22 protein-coding genes and 1 pseudogene are annotated in these 18,776 nt (G+C 65.9%); 15 read left to right on the forward strand and 8 right to left on the reverse strand.

Features of this window, described 5'->3' with window-relative positions; genetic code table 11:
* The first annotated feature begins 6 nt into the window (after positions 1 to 6).
* The gene (locus tag M1248_RS24070) at positions 7 to 597 is read left to right on the forward strand and encodes a class I SAM-dependent methyltransferase (protein WP_317149944.1); all 591 of its coding nucleotides are present in this window, start codon (positions 7 to 9) and stop codon (positions 595 to 597) included.
* Here the strand turns inward: M1248_RS24070 and pafA are convergent.
* Positions 590 to 1,948 carry a Pup--protein ligase gene (gene pafA / locus M1248_RS24075; RefSeq protein ID WP_174262030.1) on the reverse strand — a complete coding sequence of 453 codons (1,359 nt, stop codon included), beginning with the start codon at positions 1,946 to 1,948 and terminating at the stop codon, positions 590 to 592. The genes M1248_RS24070 and pafA overlap by 8 nt on opposite strands.
* 152 nt (positions 1,949 to 2,100) lie before the next feature.
* Between pafA and M1248_RS24080 the strand changes: the two genes are divergently transcribed.
* Entirely contained in the window at positions 2,101 to 3,702 is a 1,602-nt protein-coding gene (locus M1248_RS24080; protein WP_317149945.1) for an alpha/beta hydrolase, read from the forward strand.
* Between the two features lie 48 nt (positions 3,703 to 3,750).
* Positions 3,751 to 4,635: an alpha/beta hydrolase gene (locus M1248_RS24085; RefSeq protein ID WP_317149946.1), complete on the forward strand. Its 885-nt coding sequence runs from the start codon at positions 3,751 to 3,753 to the stop codon at positions 4,633 to 4,635.
* Between the two features lie 3 nt (positions 4,636 to 4,638).
* Here M1248_RS24085 and prcA read toward each other — a convergent pair whose 3' ends face one another.
* The 4 genes from prcA to dop all read right to left on the reverse strand — a co-directional run bounded on the left by prcA (position 4,639) and on the right by dop (position 8,055).
* The gene (prcA, locus tag M1248_RS24090; RefSeq protein ID WP_163727858.1) at positions 4,639 to 5,370 is read right to left on the reverse strand and encodes a proteasome subunit alpha; all 732 of its coding nucleotides are present in this window, start codon (positions 5,368 to 5,370) and stop codon (positions 4,639 to 4,641) included.
* Positions 5,367 to 6,263 carry a proteasome subunit beta gene (gene prcB / locus M1248_RS24095; RefSeq protein WP_163727855.1) on the reverse strand — a complete coding sequence of 299 codons (897 nt, stop codon included), beginning with the start codon at positions 6,261 to 6,263 and terminating at the stop codon, positions 5,367 to 5,369. Before prcB ends, prcA begins: the two co-directional genes overlap by 4 nt.
* Positions 6,260 to 6,454: a ubiquitin-like protein Pup gene (locus tag M1248_RS24100; RefSeq protein ID WP_014213325.1), complete on the reverse strand. Its 195-nt coding sequence runs from the start codon at positions 6,452 to 6,454 to the stop codon at positions 6,260 to 6,262. Before M1248_RS24100 ends, prcB begins: the two co-directional genes overlap by 4 nt.
* A 104-nt stretch (positions 6,455 to 6,558) precedes the next feature.
* On the reverse strand, positions 6,559 to 8,055 hold the full coding sequence (gene dop, locus M1248_RS24105; protein WP_163727853.1) for a pup deamidase/depupylase: 1,497 nt from the start codon (positions 8,053 to 8,055) through the stop codon (positions 6,559 to 6,561).
* 39 nt (positions 8,056 to 8,094) lie between these two features.
* Here dop and M1248_RS24110 point away from each other — a divergent pair, with 39 nt between their 5' ends.
* Genes M1248_RS24110 through M1248_RS24120 form a run of 3 tightly spaced genes read left to right on the forward strand, consistent with a single transcriptional unit; the run spans position 8,095 to position 10,591 of the window.
* Positions 8,095 to 8,268 (forward strand): hypothetical protein, encoded by a 174-nt coding sequence (locus tag M1248_RS24110; RefSeq protein ID WP_163724386.1) that lies wholly within the window; start codon positions 8,095 to 8,097, stop codon positions 8,266 to 8,268.
* Complete coding sequence (locus M1248_RS24115; protein WP_317149947.1) at positions 8,261 to 9,406, forward strand: hypothetical protein; 1,146 nt, start codon at positions 8,261 to 8,263, stop codon at positions 9,404 to 9,406. The genes M1248_RS24110 and M1248_RS24115 overlap by 8 nt, the downstream gene beginning before the upstream one ends.
* 30 nt (positions 9,407 to 9,436) lie before the next feature.
* The gene (locus M1248_RS24120; RefSeq protein WP_163727849.1) at positions 9,437 to 10,591 is read left to right on the forward strand and encodes a hypothetical protein; all 1,155 of its coding nucleotides are present in this window, start codon (positions 9,437 to 9,439) and stop codon (positions 10,589 to 10,591) included.
* On the opposite strand, the gene M1248_RS24125 is transcribed toward M1248_RS24120, so the two are convergent.
* Complete coding sequence (locus tag M1248_RS24125) at positions 10,588 to 11,220, reverse strand: hypothetical protein (RefSeq protein ID WP_174262029.1); 633 nt, start codon at positions 11,218 to 11,220, stop codon at positions 10,588 to 10,590. The genes M1248_RS24120 and M1248_RS24125 overlap by 4 nt on opposite strands.
* 199 nt (positions 11,221 to 11,419) lie before the next feature.
* Here M1248_RS24125 and M1248_RS24130 point away from each other — a divergent pair, with 199 nt between their 5' ends.
* On the forward strand, positions 11,420 to 11,704 hold the full coding sequence (locus M1248_RS24130) for a DUF732 domain-containing protein (protein WP_163727847.1): 285 nt from the start codon (positions 11,420 to 11,422) through the stop codon (positions 11,702 to 11,704).
* Between the two features lie 30 nt (positions 11,705 to 11,734).
* Here M1248_RS24130 and arc read toward each other — a convergent pair whose 3' ends face one another.
* Positions 11,735 to 13,567 carry a proteasome ATPase gene (gene arc / locus M1248_RS24135; RefSeq protein ID WP_163727845.1) on the reverse strand — a complete coding sequence of 611 codons (1,833 nt, stop codon included), beginning with the start codon at positions 13,565 to 13,567 and terminating at the stop codon, positions 11,735 to 11,737.
* A gap of 146 nt (positions 13,568 to 13,713) precedes the next feature.
* On the opposite strand from arc, the gene M1248_RS24140 reads away from it, so the two are divergent.
* The 3 genes from M1248_RS24140 to M1248_RS24150 are packed head-to-tail and all read left to right on the forward strand — an operon-like array spanning position 13,714 to position 15,086.
* Complete coding sequence (locus M1248_RS24140) at positions 13,714 to 14,205, forward strand: hypothetical protein (protein ID WP_163727842.1); 492 nt, start codon at positions 13,714 to 13,716, stop codon at positions 14,203 to 14,205.
* Between the two features lie 28 nt (positions 14,206 to 14,233).
* Positions 14,234 to 14,779: a hypothetical protein gene (locus M1248_RS24145; RefSeq protein ID WP_317149948.1), complete on the forward strand. Its 546-nt coding sequence runs from the start codon at positions 14,234 to 14,236 to the stop codon at positions 14,777 to 14,779.
* A 10-nt stretch (positions 14,780 to 14,789) separates the two neighbouring features.
* Entirely contained in the window at positions 14,790 to 15,086 is a 297-nt protein-coding gene (locus M1248_RS24150; RefSeq protein WP_317149949.1) for a DUF503 domain-containing protein, read from the forward strand.
* Positions 15,087 to 15,107: 21 nt separating this feature from the next.
* Here M1248_RS24150 and M1248_RS24155 read toward each other — a convergent pair whose 3' ends face one another.
* On the reverse strand, positions 15,108 to 15,947 hold the full coding sequence (locus tag M1248_RS24155) for a tRNA (adenine-N1)-methyltransferase (protein ID WP_163727836.1): 840 nt from the start codon (positions 15,945 to 15,947) through the stop codon (positions 15,108 to 15,110).
* Between the two features lie 84 nt (positions 15,948 to 16,031).
* On the opposite strand from M1248_RS24155, the gene M1248_RS24160 reads away from it, so the two are divergent.
* The 5 genes and pseudogenes from M1248_RS24160 (at position 16,032) to M1248_RS24180 (ending at position 18,776) form a co-directional block, all read left to right on the forward strand.
* Positions 16,032 to 16,913, forward strand: coding sequence for a RecB family exonuclease (locus M1248_RS24160; RefSeq protein WP_317149950.1), 882 nt, complete (start codon positions 16,032 to 16,034; stop codon positions 16,911 to 16,913).
* Positions 16,910 to 17,707 carry a thioesterase family protein gene (locus M1248_RS24165; RefSeq protein WP_317149951.1) on the forward strand — a complete coding sequence of 266 codons (798 nt, stop codon included), beginning with the start codon at positions 16,910 to 16,912 and terminating at the stop codon, positions 17,705 to 17,707. Before M1248_RS24160 ends, M1248_RS24165 begins: the two co-directional genes overlap by 4 nt.
* Positions 17,704 to 17,859 (forward strand): annotated as a pseudogene (locus M1248_RS24170) (DinB family protein); the annotation flags it as partial. The gene M1248_RS24165 and the pseudogene M1248_RS24170, both read left to right, overlap by 4 nt.
* Positions 17,860 to 17,964: 105 nt before the next feature.
* A complete protein-coding gene (locus tag M1248_RS24175; protein WP_317149952.1) occupies positions 17,965 to 18,282 on the forward strand; it encodes a metalloregulator ArsR/SmtB family transcription factor in 318 nt (105 codons plus the stop codon).
* The gene (locus tag M1248_RS24180) at positions 18,279 to 18,776 is read left to right on the forward strand and encodes an SRPBCC family protein (RefSeq protein ID WP_317149953.1); all 498 of its coding nucleotides are present in this window, start codon (positions 18,279 to 18,281) and stop codon (positions 18,774 to 18,776) included. The genes M1248_RS24175 and M1248_RS24180 overlap by 4 nt, the downstream gene beginning before the upstream one ends.

Genomic DNA, 18,776 nt, shown 5'->3' on the forward strand with positions numbered 1-18,776 from the left:
TGAGTTGTGAGCAGTCGTTGGCAGGACACCGACGCGCCCCGCGGCGACGCCTACGACGCGAGGTGGCGTCAGCTGGCCGCCGCAGGTCAGAGTGTCCACGGCGAGGCCGATCTCGTCGAGTCGCTGCTCCGCGTGACGGGTGGACGTCGCGTGCTCGATGCGGGGTGCGGGACCGGCCGGGTGGCGATCGAGCTCGCGGCCCGCGGATTCTCGGTGACCGGCATGGACCTCGACGAGGCCATGCTCGCCGCGGCCCGCGCCAAGGCACCTGACCTGCGGTGGATCCTGGCCGATCTGAGCGAAGCCAGCGCGCATCTGGACTCGGAGTTCGACGTCGTCGTGCTGGCGGGCAACGTGATGATCTTCGTCGCCCGCGGAACCGAGGCGACGGTCATCTCCCAGCTCGCATCGCATCTGGCGCCCGGCGGTTTGTTCGTCGCGGGATTCCAGCTCACCACAGGCCGGCTGACCCTCGAGCACTACGACACGGCCTGCGCCGCCGCGGGCCTGGAGTTGGTCGATCGCTGGGCGACCTGGGATCGCGAACCGTTCGACGGCGGCGACTATGCGGTGTCGCTGCACCGCCGCCTCACATAGAGGCGATCAACCGCTTGACGCGTTCGTCGACCGACCGGAACGGGTCCTTGCACAGCACGGTGCGCTGCGCCTGATCGTTCAGCTTGAGGTGGACCCAGTCGACGGTGAAATCGCGACCCGCCTCCTGTGCGGCGTAGATGAACTCGCCGCGCAGCTTGGCCCTGGTGGTCTGGGGCGGGGTGTTCACCGCGGCCTCGATTTCCTCGTCCGTGGTGATCCGCGCGGCCAGCCCCTTGCGTTGCAGCAGGTCGAAAACACCCCTGCCCCGCTTGATGTCGTGGTAGGCCAGGTCCAGCTGGCTGATCTTCGGGTCGGACAGTTCCATGTTGTAGCGGTCCTGGTAGCGCTGGAACAGCTTGCGCTTGATGACCCAGTCGATCTCGGTGTCGACCTTGGCGAAGTCCTGGCTCTCCACGGCATCGAGCTGCCGGCCCCACAGGTCGACCACCTGCTGGATCTGAGTGTTGGGCTCGCGGCTCTCCAGATACTCGACCGCGCGGGCGTAGTACTCGCGCTGGATGTCGAGGGCGCTGGCCTGCCTGCCACCCGCCAGCCGGACGGGCCGCCGGCCGGTGAGGTCATGGCTGACCTCGCGGATCGCCCGTATGGGGTTGTCCAGCGAGAAGTCGCGGAATGCGACGCCGGCCTCGATCATCTCGAGCACCAGCGACGCCGTACCCACCTTGAGCATGGTGGTCGACTCGCACATGTTGGAGTCGCCGACGATGACGTGCAGCCTGCGGTATTTCTCGGCGTCGGCGTGCGGCTCGTCGCGGGTGTTGATGATCGGCCGGGACCGCGTCGTCGCCGAGGAGACGCCTTCCCAGATGTGCTCGGCACGCTGGGACAGACAGAACGTCGCCGCCTTCGGCGTCTGCAGCACCTTGCCCGCGCCGCAGATCAGCTGGCGGGTCACCAGGAACGGCAACAGCACGTCGGAGATGCGGGAGAACTCGCCGGCACGCACGATCAGGTAGTTCTCGTGGCAGCCGTACGAGTTGCCCGCCGAGTCGGTGTTGTTCTTGAACAGGTAGATGTCGCCGCCGATGCCCTCGTCGGCCAGTCGCTGCTCGGCGTCGATCAGCAGGTCTTCCAGCACGCGCTCACCGGCGCGGTCATGGGTGACCAGTTGGACGAGGCTGTCGCATTCGGCGGTGGCGTACTCAGGATGAGAGCCCACATCGAGATAGAGCCGGGCGCCGTTGCGCAGAAATACGTTGGAGCTGCGGCCCCACGACACCACGCGCCGGAAAAGGTACCGGGCGACCTCGTCGGGGCTGAGCCGACGGTGGCCGTGGAACGTGCAGGTGACACCGAACTCGGTCTCGATGCCCATGATTCGTCGCTGCACCTGTTCGAGACTACTGGTTGCTGGTCGGACGCGGAGTGCTGCCGCGCGGAACAAAGCTGTTGACGGTGCCGTTGGTTTGGGAGAGGCGCAGCGGGGCTCCGCCCCTGTGGATAACTCGGGCGCCGCTGGGGTCCGATCTGTCAGCATGAGGCATGGGGGGCAGAACGCGTCCGACTGTGTCCGATGCGCAAGCGTGGCAACCGAACTCGCTGCGTGAGGCCGCAGCCAGCTGGCAGGCCGCGGTGACCGATGTGCACGCCGGTGTCGACGGCGTGATCCAGGGGGTCGTCGGCGCGCAGCAGGTGTGGACGGGCTCGGCGGCCGAGGCCGCCCGTGACGAAGCCCTCACGGTGGGGCGGGCCTCCGATGCGCTGGCCCGGGCGATGGTGCTCGCCGCGATTGCGGCCCATGACGCTGCCGAGCAGATCGCGATCGCCCGCTCCGCAGTGCTGGATCTGGTGGGGATCGCCGAGTCCGGAGGCTTCGCGGTCTCCGACGACGGCACGGTATCCGTCCACGACGCGCCGTCATCGTTGCTGATCGCACTGTCGGGCGGGAACGCGGGGGTGGCCGACGACCTGCTCCTCGTCCGGGCTCAAGAGCTGACCCGGCACCTGGTCGACGCGCTCGACCGGCTCGGGGCGGCGGACGCGGATGCCGCCCGCGACATCGAGGAGGCGCTCGCCACCCCGGTTTCGGTGCCCGCCGCGACAATGCCCGCCGCGGCTGCGGCCGGCGACGTCGTGGCCGGCTGGCCCGTGATGGGTCAGGATCGGATCGCTGACCAGATCGCGGCCATGACGCCCGAACAGCGGGACAGGCTCGTCGCCGACTTCCCTCGCCAGGTCGGCAATACGGATGGTGTGCCCTGGGGCATGCGCATCGCGGCGAATCGCACCAACATCGCCCAGGCGATCCTTGACGAACCCGATCCGCACCGCGCCGCCTTCTACCGCACGCTGCTCGGTGAGGTCGACGATCCGGCAGGCGGCGGGCGTCGCGTCGACCGGCAGATCGTGGCGTTCGACCCGGCGAGAGCCTCGCTCGTGGAGCTCACCGGCGATCTGGCGTCGGCCCGCAGCGTCGCGGTGCTGATTCCAGGCATGAACACGACGATCGAGGGGTCGGCCGCAAACACGGCGACGGCCCGCCGCTTTGTCGCTGCCGGCGGTGGCGATGTGGCGGTCCTGACGTACCTGGGTGGACCGTTTCCCCGCGGCAATCTCGTTTCGGGTGTCGTAGACGCCGCCAGCCCGCGATACGCGCTGGACATGGCACCTCGGTTGGTGGCGTTCAGCGAGGACGTCGACCGCACCGTCGACACGCAGGCGGCGGGCCGTGCGCCCGTGCCGGTCACCTACATCGGCCACTCCTACGGCGGCTCGATCCTGGGCACCGCCGAAGCGTTGGGCCTCACCGCCGACCAGACGATGTATGTCGCGGCCGCGGGCGCGGGTGTCGGAGTTCAGGAGCCGAGTGAATGGCACAACCGTAATCCCGACGTGGTGCGCTACTCGATGACAGCGCCAGGTGACTTCATCCAGGTCGTGCAGGGCCTGCCGCGTGGTCCGCACGGCGCCGACCCGGATGAGATGCCGGGCGTAATCCATTTGGCGACAGGCTATTACGACGACGGCCGACTCATGGCCGGAATCGATGCGCATTCCGATGTGCTGAATGCGCCTTCTGACTCCTGGCGCAACATCCTGGCGGTGATCACCGGCGACCGTGAGCGAATCCAGATGACCGGTTAACGGTGGCAAAACCAGCCATTACCGTCGAACGACGGCCAGAATGGGCCGATGTCGTCGCGCAGCGCCCCGGTGGACGGTTTCCGGCTCGCATTTGACCGATTCGGCGTCAAGGGCGCGCCGCCGGTGGTGTTGCTGCACGGCTGGCCCGGCAACCGCCACGACTATCGACGGGTCACGCCGCTGCTGTCCGGGGCCACCGATGTCGTCGTCCCCGACCTGCGCGGATTCGGCGGATCCGACAAGCACGCCGTCGCCGTCCGCCACTTCTACAGCGCCACCGCGCAAGCGGCCAGCATCATCGGTCTCATCAAAGAACTCGGGCTTTCCCAGGTGGTGCTCGCGGGATATGACGTCGGCAGCCGGGTCGCCCAGAGCGTCGCCCGGATGGAACCCGACCTGGTGTCGGCGTTGGTGCTCTCTCCCCCACTGCCCGGTGCCGGTGACCGGGTGCTGACCGCCCGGGCGCAGAGCGAGTTCTGGTATCAAGGGTTCCACCAACTGCCGCTCGCCGCGCAGCTGATCGATGGCAATCCCGACGCCGTCAGGGAATATCTTCGGCACTTCTGGTCGCATTGGTCCGCACCGAATTTCGTTGTCCCCGAGGATGATCTGGAGCGGTTGGTATCCGACTATGCGCTGCCCGGAGCATTCACCGCGTCCATCGCGTGGTACCGCGCCGGCGCGGGAATGATCGCCCAGTCACTCTCCGAATTGCCGCCGGATCGCGCCATAAAAATACATGTGCCCACCGATGTGCTGTGGCCCCAGCATGATCCGCTGTTCCCGCGTGAGTGGTCCGACCGCCTCGACTCCTACTTCAGCGATGTGGAGCTGCATTTCGCGTTCGATGCCGGGCATTTCACGCCACTCGAATGTCCCGACCAATTCGCCGAGCTCGTCCTCATTCGGGCGCGCCCGAGCGACGCCGCCTGAGGACTACGTCGCCTCCGGTTCGCCTTCCCCGGCGTCCGCTACGGGCAACAGCGCCTCCAGCGCCGAGCCGGTGATCCGCCGGAAGGCGCGACGCGGCCGGTTCACATCCAGGACGGCGACCTCGAGGGTCGCTGCCCCTAGCGTGCGCGGCTCACCGTTGCCGCCGGCCTTCAACGCCTCGATCGCGATCTTCGCGGCGTCCGAAAGGCCGGCGTTTTCGGTGTAGGACTCGTTGAGCTTCTCGGCGATCGGTTCGGTGGTGCCGCCCATGACCACGAAATGCGGTTCGTCGGCGATCGACCCGTCGTAGGTGATCCGGTACAGCTCAGGCGCTTTCGTTTCACCGAAATGTGCCACCTCGGCCACGCAGAGCTCGACTTCGTACGGCTTGGCCTGCTCGGTGAAGATCGTGCCGAGCGTCTGGGCGTATACGTTGGCCAGCTGACGTCCGGTGACATCGCGACGGGCGTAGGCGTAGCCCCGAGTGTCGGCGTACTGAATTCCGCCGCGGCGCAGATTGTCGAACTCGTTGAACCGACCGACGGCCGCGAAGCCGACGCGGTCGTACAGCTCGCTGACCTTCTGCAGTGAGCGCGACGGGTTCTCGGCAACGAACAGGACACCGTCGGCGTACGCCAGTACGACCACGCTGCGTCCGCGGGAAATACCTTTGCGCGCGAGCTCCGAGCGCTCGCGCATCGCCTGCTCGGGCGAGATGAAATACGGAAAGCTCACGACTCTCCCCGGGCGTCCGTGGATCGATGCGTCGCATCCGGGCCGAATGTGTCTGCTCTGGAACGACTTTCGATGATCTGTCGGGCAAACTGCGCGATGCGCTCCTCCGGAACCTCTTCGGCTCCGTCCGCGCCGATGACGACCGCGGTCGGGTAGATGCCGCGCACCAGATCCGGCCCGCCCGTCGCGGAGTCGTCGTCAGCGGCGTCGTAGAGCGCTTCGACGGCGACCCGAAGTGCGGAGTCGGCGTCGGAGACCTGTGCATAGAGCTTCTTCATCGACGACTTGGCGAAGATCGAACCCGAGCCCACCGACTGGTAACCCTCGTCTTCGAAGTTCCAGCCGCCCGCCGCGTCGAACGACACGATGCGGCCCGCCGCCACCGGATTGGGGTCGTCCAGGTCGTAGCCAGCGAGCAACGGCAGCGCGACGAAGCCCTGAAGTGCCGCACCGAGATTGCCCCGGACCATGGTGGCCAACCGGTTCACCTTGCCTGCGAACGTCAGTGCGACGCCCTCGAGCTTTTCGTAGTGCTCGAGTTCGACGGCGTACAGCCGAGCGAATTCCACCGCGATGGCCGCGGTGCCTGCGATGCCCGTCGCGGTGTAGTCGTCGGTGATGTAGACCTTCTGCACGTCGCGACCGGCGATCATGTTGCCCTGCGTCGAACGGCGGTCACCCGCCATCACCACGCCGCCCGGGTACTTCAACGCCACGATCGTCGTACCGTGCGGAACCGCATCCGTCGGCACGACGCCGTGCTTGTTCACCGGAAGCAATTCAGGTGCCTGGCGCCGTAGCAGCTCAGAGAAGGACGACAGGTCCACGGGAACGGACGGCACGCCTGGGAGTGGGGAGGGAAAGGCCAGCTGTTCGCGATTCGGCCAGGTCACTGGCCACCCTTCTGGACGTACGCGCGAACGAAGTCCTCAGCGTTCTCTTCCAGCACGTCATCGATCTCGTCAAGCAGGTCATCGGTCTCTTCGGCGAGCTTCTCGCGACGCTCCTGGCCTGCGCCTGCGCTACCGGTGGGGTCGTCGTCATCGCCGCCGCCGCCACCACGCTTCGTCTGCTCCTGCGCCATCGCCGCCTCCTGCGTATGTCTGCGGCGGGCCTATAGCAGCCCGCCGTGACTCCACCCTACCGGTCAACGCACAGGATGCCGTGGATAGTGCGCCACCTCGAGGCTCAGTTGGTGAGCTGTTCCACCAGTTCGACAGCGCTGTCCACGGAATCGAGCAGGGCGCCGACGTGGGCCTTGCTGCCGCGTAGCGGCTCGAGGGTGGGAATCCGGACGAGCGAATCTCCGCCGAGGTCGAAGATCACCGAGTCCCAGCTGGCCGCGGCGATGTCCGCGCCGAACCGCCGAAGACATTCGCCACGGAAGTATGCCCGCGTGTCGGTGGGTGGGTTGTCCACGGCGTCGATCACCTGCTGTTCGGTGACCAGTCGCTTCATCGACCCGCGTGCGACGAGCCGGTTGTACAGGCCTTTGTCCAGCCGGACGTCGGAGTACTGCAGGTCGACCAGGTGCAGACGCGGTGCCGACCAGCCGAGGTTCTCCCGGTTGCGGAAGCCTTCCAGCAGCCGCAGCTTGGCAGGCCAGTCCAGGATCTCCGCGCACTCCATCGGGTCGCGCTCCAACAGGTCGAGCACGTCGGCCCACGTTTCGACGACATGCGCGGCACGCGGGTCGGGGTCGCGACTGTCCACTAGTTTGGCCACCCGGTCCAGATAGATCCGTTGCAGCGCAAGGGCAGTCAGCTCACGGCCGTCGGCGAGTGCGACCGTGGCCCGCAACGACGGGTCGCGGCTGACGACGTGGACGGCGTGCACGGGACGGGCCAAGGCCAGATCGGTGAGGTCCATGCCCTCTTCGATCAGGTCCAGCACCAGCGCGGTGGTGCCGAGCTTGAGATAGGTCGACGTCTCGGACAGGTTGGCGTCGCCGATGATGACGTGGAGCCTGCGGTATTTGTCGGCGTCGGCGTGCGGTTCATCGCGGGTGTTGATGATGCCGCGCTTGAGCGTCGTCTCGAGCCCGACCTCGACCTCGATGTAGTCGGAGCGCTGTGACAGCTGGAAGCCCGGCTCGTCACCCGACGGCCCGATTCCGACGCGGCCCGATCCCGTCACCACCTGACGCGACACCAGGAACGGCGTCAACCCGGCAATGACCGCCGAGAACGGCGTTTGACGGCTCATGAGGTAGTTCTCGTGGGACCCGTAGGAGGCGCCCTTGTTGTCGATGTTGTTCTTGTAAAGCTGCAGCTTGGCGGCTCCTGGCACGCTCGCGACGTGGCGCGCTGCGGCCTCCATCACCCGCTCGCCGGCCTTGTCCCAGATCACCGCGTCCAGCGGGTCGGTGCACTCCGGCGCGGAGTACTCCGGATGTGCGTGGTCGACGTACAGTCGGGCGCCGTTGGTAAGGATCATGTTGGCCGCGCCGACCTCGTCGGCGTCCACCACCGGCGGCGGACCTGCTGACCGGCTCAGATCGAACCCGCGGGCATCGCGAAGGGGCGATTCGACCTCGTAGTCCCAGCGCGTACGTTTGGCTCGCTGAATGCCCGCGGCCGCCGCGTACGCCAGCACCGCTTGGGTGGAGGTCAATATCGGATTCGCGGTGGGATCGGACGGCGACGAGATGCCGTACTCGACCTCTGTTCCGATAATCCGTTGCATCTGCCCAGCCTAGGGGACGGACCGAAGTAGCCTGCGACCGTGCCGTCTGACAGGGACGCCTCCGCCGCTGAGCACTACGCGACCGAGAGTCCGTTCACCGCGACGCTGATCTCGATGATGTCCATCGCCGTCGGCGTGCAGACCGGACTGTTGTTGTGGCGGGCGGCGATCCAGTTGACCGACAACCCGCAGCGGCGGGTGCTCCATGATTGACGTTCAACAACGGCGGGCGGCGGACGCCTGGTTCCTCGACCGCGGGCTGCCCGCGGTGTTGCGACCAGGACGGCTGGTGCGCCGCCTCTGGCCGCGATCGGCGCCGGCGCTGGCGGCATTCGCGGTGTTCATGGTCAATTCCGCCGTCGTCGTCGAGGTGACCGGTAAGCACACGATCGACATCGAGGGTGGGCCGACCCGCACCGAGTGGTTCGTACTGGGATTGGTCGTCCTCGTTCTGCCCATTGCGTCGCTGGTGGGCTGGCTGGTGTCCAGAATCTCCACCGTGCGGGGCCGCACCGTCGCGGCGACCGCCGCGCTGGTGTTTGGGATTGCGGGCGGCATCATCGGCGGTCCGAGCCCCCGGGTGCTGGCAGATCTGATCTTCGAAGCGGTGGTGGTCGCCACCATCTTGGCGATGACCGCGACCGGCCTTGGATCCATTCTGTCGTGGACCGCGCGCAAGACCTTGTCCCACCTGGCCGCGGTGGGCACGCTGATGATTCGCGCGCTGCCGGTGTTGCTTCTGACGTTTTTGGTGTTCTTCAATTCGCCGGTGTGGCTGATGGCGGCCAGCATCTCGCGCAGCCGGTTGTGGCTGGCCTTGATGTTCCTCTCGCTGATCGCCGCGGCCTTCGTGGTGGCCGTCACCATCGACCGTTTCCGGCCGGTGATAGAGGCTCCGGATGCTGCTGCCGATCGTGGTGCGGAACTGGCCGACACTCCCTTTTCGGCGATGCCGGATCCGTCCGGGACGCAGACCCTCAATCGCGCCGAACGGCTCAATGTGATGTTTGTGCTTGCGGTTTCGCAACTCGCCCACATCTTCGTCGTTGCCATCGTCACGGCGTTGATCTTCCTGATTCTCGGTCTGATCCTGCTGTCGCCTGAGTTGCTGTCGGCGTGGACCCGCGGTGAGGGGTCGAGCGATGGAACATTCCTCGGGATGACGATCCCGGTGCCCCAGTCGTTGATTCAGGTCACGATGTTCCTCGGCGCGCTGACATTCATGTACGTCAGCGCAAAATCCGCGGGCGACGGCGAATACCGAAAGCAGTTCCTCGATCCGCTGAGCGACGAACTCAGGCTCACCTTGGTGGCCCGCAGCCGCTACCGGGCGGCAGTTCCGGCGCGCTGACGCCTACTCAGCCGCGGTTTCCCGCACAATATGCGCGTGTCCGACATGCGGGGCGTCCACGAATGGTTTCTCCATCGCGGGCTGCCGTTGGTCTTGACGCGGCGGGTCCGGTCGCGCGCGCTGATTGACCGGTCGGCCCCGATGGTCAGCGGTATCGGCGCGCTGATCGCGCTGACGATGACGCTGACCGAGCTGACCGATGGCGACCCCGACTACGGCTACGCGATCCGGCTCGGCGTTCTCACCCTGGCCTTGATCGCCGCCCCGTTTGCGCTCTACCTGCTGCACCGCTCCGGTACCACGCGCGGCGAGGCGGGCCGCAGGACGGCTGCCCTGCTCGTGATGGCTCTGTTCGTGCTCGGACTGCCGTTCGCCGACAGCGGCTTCTCCGGGATCGCCATGGCCGAGATCGTCGGATTCGCGTTCGTTGCGGTGCTTGCGATCTGGCTGACCTACATCGGCATCGGTTCAATTGCGCTGTGGGCGTTCAGGTTCGCATGGTTACAGGTGGGCGCGCTCGGCACGTTGATGAGCCGTGCGCTGCCGCTTCTGATGCTGACGGTGGTGGTGTATTTCACCGGTGAGCTGTGGCAGCTGGCGGCCCGGATGACTCGCGAAAGGCTCTGGCAGACCATCGGATTCCTTGCCGTCGTGGCGATCCTGTTCATGGTGGCGACCATCCGCGACGAAGTGAAGGCGTTGCGTGAAGACCGGGCCGGACAAAGAGACCCGGCCAAACTGCTGGAAGGGACGCCGCTCGAGACCTCCGATGGCCACGCGCCCCCGCGCACCGCGCTGTCATTCGCCGAGCAGGTCAATGTCGTTGCGGTGATGGTGGTGGCACAGGCGATCCAGGTGGTGCTCTTCACGACGGGCCTGTTTGTGTTCTTCGTGGCGCTCGGGATCGTCGCGGTGCCCGACGACGTCGCGGTGCTGTGGTCTGCCGAGGAGTCGTGCCCGGTCGGCGAACCGCCCTGCGCGGGAACGTGGTTCGGTGTTCATGTGCCGGTGGCACAAACCATCGTGCACGTCTCGCTGTTTGTGGCGGTGCTGTCGGGCCTGTACTTCACCGTCAGCACCAGCGTCGACCCGATCTACCGGGAGCGTTTCTTCGACCCGCTGATTTCCGACGTGGCAGTGAGCCTGGCAGGCCGCGACGCCTATCTCGCGATGGACACAGGCTAGGACTGCGCCTGAAGCGAATAACTGTTCGCCAGGTCGTCCTGCGTCACGCTGGCGTCGGAGTTCGTGGTGTCGACACGGAGCGTTGATGTGGGTGTGCGCGCTTCGTAGCGCCAGCCGTCCGGCAGCGACAGGCGATTGGCAAGACCCGGCAGATCGGCTAGCGCCAAGTTGGGGTCGACGGTCTGGCTGAACGTCTGCATCACCCAGCGCCTGCCGTCGGGATCGATGAGTTCATAGATCTCGCGACCTGCATCGAACGTGAACAGTGCCTTTCGGTCGACCCGGTTCGGCTGGTAGGGCGCGGGATTCATCGACGAAAGTTTCACAGTCGCCTGTCGGAGCATCTCGAGCCCGCCGAAGCTTTTGTGTTCCAAGTCATTTCGATCACGCTTGCCGATGCTACTCATCAGCCAATAACGAGGTCCGTTGAGAAGCGCGGCGACCGCGTCGTTTTCCGCCGCGATGGCGGTGGCGTCCAACTTGTCCCACAGTTCGGCCGGACAGTCGTTGAGCGGAAATGTGTTGTACACGGTGGCCTCGGGCCCCGAATCGCCGTTCCGGACCAGTAACACCTCGCCGTAGCGCTTCCCGAATACGTCGCCTATCAGCGTGACACCGTCGTCAGACATACCGCGAAATTACCCAGGTATCGGGCGTTCGCGCAGGTCAATTGTGGTTATCGCAATAAAGGGACGATAACAACACAATAAATTGACGGTAACGACTATTTCGCCATAAACTCCGCCAATGCAACGTGCCGAGTGATCGCCCTGATCGCACCCGGGTTCGGAAAACGCTGCGCAACAAAAGGGTGAAGGGAATTCGACTATGAAGAAGCTCGTAGTCTCGTCAATTGGAGCGTTGGCACTTGGCCTCGCCCTCGCGGCACCGGCCTACGCGGATGACGCAGCCTTTTTCGACGCAGTCCAGGCGGGCGGTATAGAACCCAACGACGCGGCCCTGCAGATGGGCCAGGCGGTATGCAACGAGATCGCAGCGGGCATCCCGGAGGGCACCACTGTGGTCTCGATCTACACAAACACCAGCAACGACATCACCGCGGAGCACGCACAGGTGCTCTACGACGCGGCCGCCGCCAACCTCTGCGAATAGTCCGAGACGTGTTGATCTGGGCCAGTGCAGTTACAGGTACTGGCCCAGATTCGACTCGGTATCGATCGCGCGTGAAGCGCTCGACGACTTGCCGGTGACCAGCGTGCGGATGTAAACGATCCGCTCGCCCTTCTTGCCCGAAATCCGTGCCCAGTCATCAGGATTGGTGGTGTTGGGCAGGTCTTCGTTCTCGGCGAATTCGTCGACGATCGAGTCGAGCAGATGCTGTATGCGGAGACCAGGCTGCCCCGTCTCCAGCACCGACTTGATCGCGTTCTTCTTCGCCCGGTCGACCACGTTCTGGATCATGGCGCCGGAGTTGAAGTCCTTGAAGTACATGACTTCCTTGTCACCGTTGGCGTAGGTGACTTCGAGGAACCGGTTGTCGTCGATCTCGGCGTACATCCGGTCGACGACCTTCTCGATCATCGCCTTCAGGCATGCCGCTCGGTCGCCACCGAACTCGGCGAGATCATCGGCGTGAACGGGAAGTTCCTCGACCAGATACTTCGAGAAGATGTCCTGTGCCGCTTCGGCGTCTGGGCGCTCGATCTTGATCTTCACATCCAAACGGCCGGGCCGCAGGATCGCGGGATCGATCATGTCCTCACGGTTGGAGGCACCGATGACGATCACGTTCTCCAGACCCTCGACACCATCGATCTCCGATAGCAGCTGCGGGACAACCGTGGTCTCCACATCGGAGCTCACACCGGTGCCGCGGGTACGGAAGATCGAGTCCATCTCGTCGAAGAACACGATCACCGGCGTGCCTTCGGACGCCTTTTCCCGAGCCCGCTGGAAGATCAACCGGATATGACGTTCGGTCTCGCCGACGAACTTGTTCAGCAGCTCGGGGCCCTTGATGTTGAGGAAGTACGACTTCGCCTCGCGGGCGTCGTCGCCGCGAACCTCGGCCATCTTCTTCGCCAGCGAGTTCGCCACCGCTTTGGCGATCAGCGTCTTACCGCAGCCCGGAGGGCCGTACAGCAGCACACCCTTCGGGGGCCGCAGCGAGTACTCGCGATAGAGCTCCTTGTGCAGGAACGGCAGCTCGACGGCGTCGCGGATCTGCTCGATCTGCCGGCCCAGACCGCCGATGTCGTTGTAGCTCACATCGGGGACCTCTTCGAGGACCAGATCCTCGACTTCGGCCTTGGGGATGCGCTCGAACGCATACCCAGCTTTGGTGTCGACCAGCAGTGAGTCGCCCGGCCGCAGCCTGCGCGGACGGTCGTCGTCACCGTCTTCGGCTTCTGGTTCGTCGGGCAGGAACTCGGCGGCGACCAGCGGCTCAGCCAACCAGACGATGCGCTCCTCGTCCGCATGTCCCACCACGAGCGCGCGGTGCCCGTCGGCAAGGATCTCGCGCAGGGTGCTGATCTCACCGACGGCTTCGAAGTGGCCGGCCTCGACCACAGTCAGCGCCTCGTTGAGGCGAACCGTCTGACCCTGCTTGAGGGTCTCGATGTCGATGTTCGGCGAGCACGTCAGCCGCATCTTGCGGCCCGAGGTGAAGACGTCCACCGTCTCGTCGTCCTGGACCGACAGCAGCACACCGTATCCGCTGGGCGGCTGACCCAGTCGGTCGACTTCCTCACGTAGCGCGAGCAATTGCTGCCGCGCTTCCTTGAGGGTTTCCATCAGCTTGGCGTTTCGGGCGGCAAGGGAGTCGATCCGGGCTTCGAGTTGGTGCACATCGCGCGCGCTGCGCAAACCGCTTTGCGGTCCTACGGCACTCTCGAGCTGCTCGCGTAGCAGGGCGGCCTCGCGGCGCAGCTCTTCGAGTTCGGCTGCCTCATCGCTGGACATGCCGGACTCATGGGGTGTCCCAAATCCTTCAGAACGCTCGGACTCGCTCATATTGCGCTCCTCCCCGCACCCGATGTTGGTGCAGTAACAACTTCAAAGCTACCGGCGATTCAGCCTTTGTGTGCGCTCTAGCAATTCGACACACCAGCGTCACTTGTTAACCTCATTCCTGAGTTGGGCCCATCGAAAGGACAAACGTGACCCTGAAAGCCCTCGTTAGCGGCGCGGCAGCAGCCGCCGTCATCGCCGGTGCCGCGGTAGGTGTGACTTCCATTGCATCCTCGGATGCGATGACCTCACCTCGCGTGGCGCCGGTCGTGTGGGACATCCCGCTGCCGCAACAGCCCCAGTCTGACGTGCAGGGCCCGCTGCTTGCGACGCTTCAGGCGCTCGGGGCTCCCGGTCTCTCCGCGTCCAAGGCGCCGTACATCCAGGGCGGCATCGGCCGGATCGAAGGCCGCGTCGCCGACAACAAGTTGCGCGAGGCGCAGGCCGAAGGCAAGTTCCCACTTTCGTTCAGCCTGGCCAATATCGTTCCGAGCGGTCCCGGCTTCACCGCCGACGTGACGGCAACGGCCGCCAACGGCGGCGTCGCGAGCCAGAACATCACGTTCGTTCCCGGACCCAGCCCCACCGGCTGGCAGATGTCCAAGCAGTCGCTCATGGCGTTGATGTCGGCTGTCGGCTAGACAATCAACGCACCGCACGACCGGTGCCGTGATCCTGAGCGCCGCCGCAATTGCGGCGGCGCTCGGGCTTGGCGCATGTAGTGCGGACACCGAGCAGAAACAACCGGAGGCGGCGACCGCGACGTCGGCGACCTCGCCCCTCGTTCAGGAGCCGCCCGGCCCGCCCGGTGCGCCGCTGCCGCCGCCGGAAGCGCTGTCCGATGTGATGAACCGCATAGCAGATGCAAACATCCCGGGCGCGGAAAAGGACGGGCTGATCGAATCCGGCACGCAGGCTGACGCGACCGCGATGGACAAGTTCGGACAGGCGCTGATCCAGAACGGCTACGCACCGGCCACGTTCGAGGCTCGAGATCTGCGCTGGGTCCAGGATCCGCCCGGCACGGTGTCGGCTCTCATCAGCCTCAAGACCGGCAATCCGCAAGCCGGCGACTTCAGCTTCCCGATGGAGTTCGTCTTCGTCGACAATTCGTGGCAGCTGACCCGTAAGACCGCTGACGAGCTGCTGCAACCGGGCGAGAGTGCGGGGCCCCAGACACCCAGCGGGCCTGCGCCTCCGTCACCCCCGCGCTAGGAACCGGCGGATGTGGATCGGCTCGCTCGAATTCGACCTCCTGCTCGGGGATGTGCACTCGCTCAAGCAGAAGCGGTCGGTCATCCGTCCGCTCATCGCCGAACTGCGCCGCCGGTTCGCGGTGTCGGCTGCGGAAACCGGCTCGATGGACCTGCATCGCCGTGCAGGCGTGGGCATCGCGATGGTGTCGGCCGATCGCAGCCATGTCGTCGAGGTGCTCGACGCCGCCGAGCGGCTCGTGGCGGCACGCCCCGAGGTGGAGCTGCTCTCGGCGCGGCGGGATCTGCGTCGCAGTACCGACGACTAGGCACTCGTACGAGCCGACGAATCAGATTCCGCCGCCGAGTTGGCGCTTGCGCCGCAGCGGCATCGGCGCAATCGCACCCGGCGCCAATTTGCGTACGTTGATCAGGAATGCCGTGTGCCCCCGCATCGTGTGCTGCGGACGCACGGCCAGCCCGACGACGTGCCAGCCGCGCTGCATGCTCTCCCATGCTCGCGGTTCGGTCCAGCACTTCTGCTCGCGGAGGGCCTCGACCGTTCGCGACAACTGGGTCACCGTCGCGACGTAGATCATCAGGACCCCGCCGGCCACCAGCGCGTTCGCGACGGAGCCGAGCACCTCCCAGGGCGCCAGCATGTCGAGCACGACGCGATCCACTTCAGGCCCGGCGTAGTCGCCGATGTCCGCGGTCACCAGCTCCCAGTTATCAGGACGTCCCCCGAAGAAGGTCGTGACGTTGCGCACCGCGTGCTCGGCGTGATCCTCACGCACCTCGTACGACGTGACCTTTCCCTCGGGGCCGACGGCGCGCAGCAGCGAGCACGTCAGCGCACCGGAGCCCGCGCCGGCCTCCAGCACGCGTGCACCGGGGAAGATGTCCCCTTCGTGCACGATCTGGGCGGCGTCCTTTGGGTAGACGACCTGTGCGCCGCGGGGCATCGACATCACGTAGTCGACGAGCAGCGGGCGCAACACGAGGAACTGATCACCGTTGGTGGACTTGATCACGCTCCCCTCGGGCAGCCCGATCACGCTGTCGAGGTCGATGATGCCGCGGTGGGTGTGGAACTCCCCGCCGGGAGTCAAGACCATGGTGTAGTGCCTGCCCTTCGCGTCGGTGAGCTGCACTCGATCACCGATTGCGAAGGGTCCGGTCCTGTTCACAGCTGTTCAGCCTGCCAGTCAACGGGCCGTCGCGGGTGCGCGGGTCTACCGGGCTTTGTCGGGGTGTCGCCATACGCTGGACTCATGACCGACGGGCAGGAGTCGACAGCCTCTCGGCGCCCCGCGCTTTCGCCGTCCCGGGCCGCGGACTTCAAGCAGTGCCCCCTGCTCTACCGGTTCCGTGCCATCGACAGGTTGCCCGAGCCGTCGTCCACCGCGCAGGTGCGTGGTTCGGTGGTACACGCCGCGCTGGAACAGTTGTACGGGCTGCCTGCGGCCGAGCGGGTCCCCGATACGGCGATGACGCTCGTTGATCCGGCGTGGGAGCGCCTCGTCGCCGAGCGGCCCAACCTCGCCGACGATTTCGAACCTGGGCTGCGCGCCGAACTGCTCGAGGAGGCGCGGGCACTGCTGTCGGGGTACTACCGGCTGGAAGATCCGACTCGCTTCGACCCGCAGAGCTGTGAGCAGCGCGTCGAGGTCGAACTCGAGGACGGCACGCTGCTGCGCGGCTTCGTCGACCGCATCGATGTCGCGCCCACCGGCGAGTTGCGGGTCGTCGATTACAAGACCGGTAAGGCGCCACCAGAGGCCAGGGCGCTGGCCGAATTCAAGGCCATGTTCCAGATGAAGTTCTATGCCGTGGCGCTGCTGCGGTCCCGCGGCATTCTGCCCGCGCGGCTGCGGCTGCTTTATCTCGCCGATGGTCAGGTACTGGATTACACGCCCGATCTCGACGAGCTCTTGCGCTTCGAGAAGACGTTGATGGCTATCTGGCGGGCGATCCAATCTGCGGGTATCACAGGCGATTTCCGTCCCAACCCGTCCCGGATGTGCGACTGGTGTGCGCACCACGCACATTGCCCGGTGTTCGGTGGCACGCCACCTCCGTACCCCGGCTGGCCGACTGTCCCCGACGAAGGCGATGATGACACGGTGTTGCACACCCGGGAGTCGGCTGCGTGATTGATTGCCACTACCGTCGGCTCGACACCGACGGGGACTTCTCGGTGTTCGAATCCACCGACGGCACCCGGAGCAATTGGGATCCCGAAATCCAGCACGGCTCACCGCCTCTCGCGCTGATGACGAAGTTGATCGAGGAGTTGGCGGCCGATACCGGGCTGCGAATCGGACGTCTGACCCTGGACATTCTCGGCGCGATTCCCGTTGCTTCGGTGAAGGTGCGAGCCTGGGTGGAGCGTCCGGGCAGACGGATCTCGCTGATGATGGCGGAGATGTCGGCGGCCAGGTCCGACGGCGCCGATCGCGCGGTCGCGCGGGTCACCGCGTGGCTGCTGGCCCCGGGCGACACGACCGACGTGGCCACCGACCGCTATCCCCCGCTCCTCGAAGGTGAGGCCGCGGCAGTGCCACACAGCTGGGTCGGCGCGACGGGCTATCTCGAGACGGTGAGCTGGCGACGGCAGCCCGAGACCGGCGAGACGGGCAACGTGGTGTGGATAAGTCCCCTTGTGCCGCTGGTGGATTCGGAGCCGACGACGGCGCTGCAGCGGCTCGCGATGGTGGTCGACTCGGCGAACGGCGCGGGCGCCGCACTGGACCCGGAGGCGTTCATGTTCATGAACACCGACACGGTCGTCCACCTGCACCGGCTGCCTGCCGGCGAGAACTTCGCGCTTCGGGCCCGTGGTTCGATCGGGCCCGACGCGATCGGCGTCACCACCGCGGAACTCTTCGACCAGCAAGGGTTCATCGGCACCTGCGCGCAGACACTGTTGGTTCAGCGACTGACATGAACCCCGAACTGTTGTGGCAGTTCGATCTCACGTGGGCGCTCGCGGACCTGCACTTGACCGCCCTTGTCGAAGACGACTTCCTTTGGGAGCCGGCTGCATTGTGCTGGACGGTACGGCCCGATACCGCCGGGGTCTGGCGTGCCGACTGGGCCGGTCATCTGGTGGTGGTCGACCACCATCGACAAGGTCACCGCAGCCGGGACCTGAGCTGGTTACATACGCTTGTATCTATATAGATGTAGTGCCATACTTGCCCTATGGACGTCTTTGAAGCCGTCGCCGAGCCGAGCCGCAGGGCGCTGCTCGACGCGCTGACCGCGGGTGAGCGCACCGCGGGTGAGCTCGTGGCGACGCTGCCGGACCTGACCCAGCCGACGGTGTCACGCCATCTGCGCGTGCTGCGCGAGGTGGGCCTCGTCGAAGTCCGCCCTGACGCGCAGCGCCGCATCTATGCGTTGCGGGCCGACGGGCTGGTCGCGATCGACGAATGGATCGACCGCTACCGCCGCTACTGGGCCGATCACCTCGATGCCCTCGAACGGCACCTGCAGGCGACTCATCGGGAGGGGCCGTGAACGAACGTGAGGGACGACTGACGATCGAGGGCGATCGGGCGATGCTGACGTTCGAACGCCGCCTGTCGTTTCCGATCGAAGCCGTGTGGGCCGCGATCACCGATCCGGAGCACCGAAACCATTGGATCGGCCAGACCACCATCGACGCGCGCGAGGGGGGTGTCATCGAGATGCTGCCCGACGGCCCCCCGGCGCCACCTGAACACAAGAAGATGACCGGCCGCATCCGCGTGTGGGACCCGCCGCACGTGTTCGAACACGAATGGCGTCAACGGATCATCGAGGACAGCGTTGTGCGGTACGAACTGAGCGCCGACGGCGACGGCACGCTGTTGCGGTTCACCCATCGTGGACTCGGCATCCGCAACGCAGAGGGATTCCGCCCCGGCACACATGCCTACCTGGACCGGCTCGAGGCTCACCTGGCCGGTGATTCCCTGCCCGACTGGGCACAGCGCTACCGCGAGGTGGCCGAATCCGCGAAGGGACAATAG

It is taken from the genome of Mycobacterium sp. 29Ha, from assembly GCF_032883055.1.
Lineage (GTDB): Bacteria > Actinomycetota > Actinomycetes > Mycobacteriales > Mycobacteriaceae > Mycobacterium > Mycobacterium gallinarum.

Excerpts from the sequence above, each read along its gene's own strand:
- M1248_RS24080 (WP_317149945.1), top strand. The coding sequence starts at position 2,101 with ATGGGGGGCAGAACGCGTCCGACTGTGTCCGATGCGCAAGCGTGGCAA.
- M1248_RS24085 (WP_317149946.1), top strand. The coding sequence starts at position 3,751 with ATGTCGTCGCGCAGCGCCCCGGTGGACGGTTTCCGGCTCGCATTTGAC.
- M1248_RS24100 (WP_014213325.1), bottom strand. The coding sequence starts at position 6,454 with ATGGCGCAGGAGCAGACGAAGCGTGGTGGCGGCGGCGGCGATGACGAC.
- dop (WP_163727853.1), bottom strand. The coding sequence starts at position 8,055 with ATGCAACGGATTATCGGAACAGAGGTCGAGTACGGCATCTCGTCGCCG.
- M1248_RS24115 (WP_317149947.1), top strand. The coding sequence starts at position 8,261 with ATGATTGACGTTCAACAACGGCGGGCGGCGGACGCCTGGTTCCTCGAC.
- M1248_RS24120 (WP_163727849.1), top strand. The coding sequence starts at position 9,437 with ATGCGCGTGTCCGACATGCGGGGCGTCCACGAATGGTTTCTCCATCGC.
- M1248_RS24125 (WP_174262029.1), bottom strand. The coding sequence starts at position 11,220 with ATGTCTGACGACGGTGTCACGCTGATAGGCGACGTATTCGGGAAGCGC.
- M1248_RS24130 (WP_163727847.1), top strand. The coding sequence starts at position 11,420 with ATGAAGAAGCTCGTAGTCTCGTCAATTGGAGCGTTGGCACTTGGCCTC.
- arc (WP_163727845.1), bottom strand. The coding sequence starts at position 13,567 with ATGAGCGAGTCCGAGCGTTCTGAAGGATTTGGGACACCCCATGAGTCC.
- M1248_RS24150 (WP_317149949.1), top strand. The coding sequence starts at position 14,790 with ATGTGGATCGGCTCGCTCGAATTCGACCTCCTGCTCGGGGATGTGCAC.
- M1248_RS24160 (WP_317149950.1), top strand. The coding sequence starts at position 16,032 with ATGACCGACGGGCAGGAGTCGACAGCCTCTCGGCGCCCCGCGCTTTCG.
- M1248_RS24175 (WP_317149952.1), top strand. The coding sequence starts at position 17,965 with ATGGACGTCTTTGAAGCCGTCGCCGAGCCGAGCCGCAGGGCGCTGCTC.